5 protein-coding genes and 1 pseudogene are annotated in these 4757 nt (G+C 67.0%); 4 read left to right on the forward strand and 2 right to left on the reverse strand.

Going from position 1 to position 4757, the window contains the following annotated elements; genetic code table 11:
* Positions 1-709, forward strand: a pseudogene (locus MJ783_RS13435) (hypothetical protein); the annotation flags it as partial.
* Between the two features lie 227 nt (positions 710-936).
* On the opposite strand, the gene MJ783_RS13440 reads toward MJ783_RS13435, so the two are convergent.
* Both MJ783_RS13440 and MJ783_RS13445 read right to left on the reverse strand, forming a co-directional pair.
* Positions 937-1485, reverse strand: a complete 549-nt coding sequence (locus MJ783_RS13440) for a PH domain-containing protein (protein ID WP_239310767.1) — start codon at positions 1483-1485, stop codon at positions 937-939.
* 59 nt (positions 1486-1544) lie between these two features.
* On the reverse strand, positions 1545-2489 hold the full coding sequence (locus tag MJ783_RS13445; protein ID WP_239310768.1) for a biotin--[acetyl-CoA-carboxylase] ligase: 945 nt from the start codon (positions 2487-2489) through the stop codon (positions 1545-1547).
* Here MJ783_RS13445 and MJ783_RS13450 point away from each other — a divergent pair.
* The 3 genes from MJ783_RS13450 to MJ783_RS23695 form a co-directional block, all read left to right on the forward strand.
* Positions 2488-4095 (forward strand): acyl-CoA carboxylase subunit beta, encoded by a 1608-nt coding sequence (locus MJ783_RS13450; RefSeq protein WP_239310769.1) that lies wholly within the window; start codon positions 2488-2490, stop codon positions 4093-4095. The two genes, MJ783_RS13445 and MJ783_RS13450, sit on opposite strands and share 2 nt — an antisense overlap.
* Before the next feature lie 31 nt (positions 4096-4126).
* Complete coding sequence (locus MJ783_RS13455; protein ID WP_239310770.1) at positions 4127-4375, forward strand: acyl-CoA carboxylase subunit epsilon; 249 nt, start codon at positions 4127-4129, stop codon at positions 4373-4375.
* Positions 4376-4679: 304 nt separating this feature from the next.
* Positions 4680-4757: biotin carboxylase N-terminal domain-containing protein (locus tag MJ783_RS23695; protein ID WP_255724410.1), on the forward strand; the 78-nt coding region annotated here is incomplete at its 3' end.

The following is a 4757-nucleotide window of genomic DNA, read 5'->3' on the forward strand; positions in this document are numbered from 1 at the left end:
AACGATGGGCGGACCGCCGCGGCAGCAGCCGTCAGGCCGGCGGCAGACCGCCATCATCGGAGCGATCGTCACGCTGCTGGTCCTCGCCGTCGGCATTCCGATGATCGCGCTGACCGTGGCCAGTTCGGACAAACCCGGCCCCAGCCCGACGGCGGGCACGACCCTGCCCGCGATCCCCGCCGGACCGACGGGCACGCCGCGGCCCGCCTCGTCGGCGTCATTATCGCCATCACCATCACCATCACCATCGCCGTCGCAGTCCCCGTCGGCAACCGGGTCCACCAACGGTCTGACCGTGGCCCAGCGCAGGCTGCGGGCGCTGCTCGATCCCGCTGAGATAACGGACTGCGAAGCGAATCCGGATGCCGAGGACTCCGACATCGACGCATCGCTGACGTGTGTGGCGAGCAACGGCACAGCCGTGATCGCGTTCCACTACTACACCGCCAAATCACTGCGCGGCGACGTCGACTACCGGTCCGGCCAGATCACCGACGAGGGCAGCTGCGAGAACGGCCGTTCCAGCGTCGGGACCTGGCAAGTGAACAGCAGTTCCACCGTCGACGTCGGTGCGCTCCTGTGCTACTACCACAGTGGACGGTTTGTGATGTTCTGGAGCTACGACTCAGATCTCGTCAGCTTCGCCGCCGCGGACACCGACGCGGCATCCCTGTACCAGTGGTGGAAGCGGTTCGACCCCTTGGCCTGAACCACCGCCGGCAGTGACCCGCGACGAGCCGATGGCCGCCGAACAGCCTAACCGGTGGGTGGCCCAGGGCGTGTCTGATGGATCTTCGATCGTGCGGATCAATGCCCAGAAGGCGTCCTGCGGCGTTGTCGTCGGTCCGGATAGAACACCGCTATCCGGACCTCCTCCGCCTTGCAGGCCACTTTCTAGATCATCGCCCACATCGACCAACATCCATCAGACACGCCCTAACGGTTACGCTCGTGGCCGTAACCATCGACGTCGGTGTTGACGGGGCCTCGGCGCCGAAGGTCGATCTCGTCGACCAGCCGGTAGATGGTTGCGTGCACCTCTTCGACCCGTGGCAGATTCGCCAGCACGACCTGACCGCGTTCACCGGCGCTTTCGATGGTCAGCGTGCCGGAGCCCAGCAGGCGTTCGGCGAACGAGTGGTGGAACGAGACATCGTTGAGCCGCTGAAGCGGGATGTCACGGCCGTTGCGGGAAAAGACGCCCGTCCGGATGACAACACGTTCCGTTGTCACAACATAACTTGTCGTGATCCACTGTAACCACGGACGCAGGCTTGTGACAGTGAGCAGGGCCGCCGCGGCCGTGATCACGAGCCACTGTGCCGCATGCTGGAACGAACCCGCCGGTATCGCCAGCACACCGAACAGCGTCAGGCCCAGAACCACGACGAACGCGGTGGCCGGCCCAGCAAGCCTGATCCAGTGCGGATGAAGGTGCAGGACAACCTCTTCATCGCTGGTCAGAATGCTCTCTGGAAATCCCACGCGGCCGATCGTCTCACCGTCACCACGTCAGCGGCGCCCGAGGGTCGATCGGCTCGGCGTCACCGCAGATGGACGACGTCCCCCGCGGCGAAGGCCCGGCCGTCCACGACAAGCCGGCCATGGGCGTCCACAGCTGTGGCGGCGCCCACCACGACAGCACCGTCGGGCAGCTCAACCCGCACCTGCTGACCGAGCGTCGCGCACACCGAGCGGTAAGCGTCCCTGGCACGATCCGGTTCCGCGAGCCAGGCCCGGTATCCCGCGGCGAGTTCCCGCAGCACCTCGATCAACAACTCACCCCGGCCAGTCGCCGGCCGCGACGCCCGCCGCTGGCAGAGCGCCACGCTGGTCGCCCCGAGGGGCAGCTCATCGGCGGCCGTATCGACGTTCAGGCCCACCCCCACGACCACCGCGGTCGTTGCCGGTTGGCAGGGAACGGCCTCGGCAAGGATTCCCGCTACCTTCGCGCCGTCCACCAGCACGTCGTTCGGCCACTTGAGAACGGCCGGGATACCGGCGGAACCGCGCAGCGCGCCAACCAGCGACGCGCCGGTGAGCAACGGCAGCCAGCCGAGGGCCGCGGCCGGCACCATGGGCCGCAGCAGCACCGAGAAGGTGAGTCCCGCGCCCGGTGGCGAGACCCAGGACCGGTCAAGACGCCCACGGCCGGCCCACTGCGACTCGGCGACCAGCACCCGCCCTTCACAGGCGCCCGCCTTCGCCGCCGCCACAAGATCGGCGTTGGTCGAGCCGGTCTCCCCGACGACCCGCACGTCGAGGCCGTCATCGGCGAGCGCCGCCGCTACCAGGCCGGCGTCCAATGGAAGCCGGCGCGGATGTGTCTTCGATGTCCGCATGCCAGTCAGGGTGCCACCGACCGGCCTGTTACCGGAGCGTTGTCCTGGCGGGCTGACTACCGTTACGTTCCGCCACGGGTACTGGTTTGTGCCCCCCACCCGCGAATCGAGCACGCGGAGCCGTACCCGCCGTACGCTGCCCGGCATGGTACTTCCTGTTCCCGCTCAGAATCCCGCGCAGGGCTCGGTACCCGACCTTCTGACGGCCACCGGCAAGATTGCCGAGTTGAAGCGGGTCAACGACGAAGCGGTACACGCTGGTTCCCAGCGGGCCGTTGACGCCCAGCACGCCAAGGGCAAGATGACAGCCCGTGAACGGATCGAGGCATTCCTCGACCCCGGATCGTTCGTCGAAACGGACGCGTTCGCTCGGCACCGCTCGCATGATTTCGGGCTCGATCGCAACCGCCCCTACGGTGACGGCGTGGTGACAGGATACGGCACGGTGGACGGCCGCCAAGTCTGCGTGTTCAGTCAGGACTTCACGGTTTTCGGCGGCAGCCTGGGCGAGGTCTTCGGCGAGAAGATCATAAAAATCATGGACCTGGCGCTGAAGACCGGCTGCCCGGTGGTGGGTATCAACGACTCGGGCGGCGCGCGTATCCAGGAAGGCGTTGTTTCGCTGGGCCTCTACGGTGAGATCTTCTATCGCAACGTGATGGCGTCGGGAGTCGTCCCACAGCTTTCGCTGATCATGGGCCCGTGTGCCGGCGGTGCCGTTTACTCCCCCGCCATCACCGACTTCACCCTGATGGTCGACAAAACCAGCCACATGTTCATCACCGGTCCAGACGTCATCAAGACCGTGACCGGCGAGGACGTCGGCATGGAGGAGCTCGGCGGCGCGCACACGCACAACTCCCGCAGCGGTGTCGCCCACTTCCAGGCCGTGGACGAGACCGACTGCCTGGAGAGCGCTCGGGCGCTGCTGTCGTTCCTGCCGTCGAACAACATGACGGATCCGCCGGCCTTCGCCGCGGTGGCCGACATCCAAGCGGAGATCACCACCGAGCTGGACGTGTTCATCCCGGACTCGCCCAACACTCCCTACGACATGCACACAGTGATCGAACATGTGCTCGACGAGGGCGACTTCCTGGAGATCCACGCCCAGTTCGCACAGAACATGATCTGTGGCTTCGGGCGGATCGACGGACGTTCGGTGGGCGTCGTCGCCAACCAGCCGATGCATTTCGCCGGCACCCTCGACATCGACGCCAGCGAAAAGGCGGCACGCTTCGTCCGGACGTGCGACGCGTTCAACATCCCGGTACTCACCTTCGTCGATGTTCCCGGCTTCCTGCCCGGTACCTCGCAGGAGTGGAACGGGATCATCCGCCGCGGCGCGAAGCTCATCTACGCCTACGCCGAGGCCACGGTCCCCAAGGTCACCGTCATCACCCGGAAGGCCTACGGGGGTGCATACGACGTCATGGGATCGAAGCACCTGCGGGCCGACATCAACCTGGCCTGGCCGACCGCGGAAATCGCGGTGATGGGCGCCCAGGGCGCGGTAAATATCATCTACCGCCGGGAACTCGCGTCCACCGACAGCCCGGAAGACCGCCGCGCGGAACTGATCGCGGACTACACCCAGCACTTCGCCACCCCCTACATCGCCGCCGAACGCGGGTACGTGGACGCTGTGATCTCGCCGTCAGTCACCCGTCGCGAAGTGATCCGAGCCCTTCGGCTGCTGCGGACCAAGCGGGAGTCGCTCCCGCCCAAGAAGCACGGAAACATTCCGCTGTAGGTGCGCCTCACCTTCATGAAAGGAACGTCAGGTGGATACCAGCGGCGACAGCCACACCCGTCCGTATCTGCGGGTGGTGTCGGCGAACGCGTCCGCCGAGGAGATTGCCGCGGTGGTCGCGGTGCTCCGCCTGCGGGCGGCGGCCTCACCGCCCGGCCCGACGGCGCCGTCGGGCTGGACCGACCGGGCCGCGGCGCTCCGCCAGACCGTACGTTCCGGCCCGGACGCGTGGCGGCAGACCGGTTTCGTCCAGGGCGTCCGCACCCGAGCCGACTGGTAACCCGCGGAGGTTCCGGCAGCAGGGCGTTCGGCCAGACAGCGGCGTCCGGGTGGATGGATCGCGAAGCCGCGGAGAGATACGCCGGAGGTATCGCGCGTCGACCGACGAGCCAGGGCACCCATGCATCGCGCGGCAATGGACGGGCAGCGATGAGGCGAGGCGCCGCCCGGACGCCGCGAGCCGGCCAGGTCCTGTTGCCGGCGCCGCTAAGAACTAAGAACGCCTACTGCCGACAACAGATGTGAGGTCCCCGGCCTCCGCGGGACATTAGGACTCAGCCACGCTGAACGAGGACGGGAGAAACGTGCGTAAGATCCTCATCGCCAACCGGGGAGAAATCGCTGTCCGGGTCATCCGCGCGTGCCGGGACGCCGGGTACGCA

The organism is Protofrankia sp. Cj3, assembly GCF_917627355.1.
Lineage (GTDB): Bacteria > Actinomycetota > Actinomycetes > Frankiales > Frankiaceae > Protofrankia.

What these genes read in the sequence shown, in the direction of transcription:
- MJ783_RS13445 (WP_239310768.1), bottom strand. Translation starts at nt 2,489, where the DNA reads ATGCCGGGCAGCGTACGGCGGGTACGGCTCCGCGTGCTCGATTCGCGG.
- MJ783_RS13450 (WP_239310769.1), top strand. Translation starts at nt 2,488, where the DNA reads ATGGTACTTCCTGTTCCCGCTCAGAATCCCGCGCAGGGCTCGGTACCC.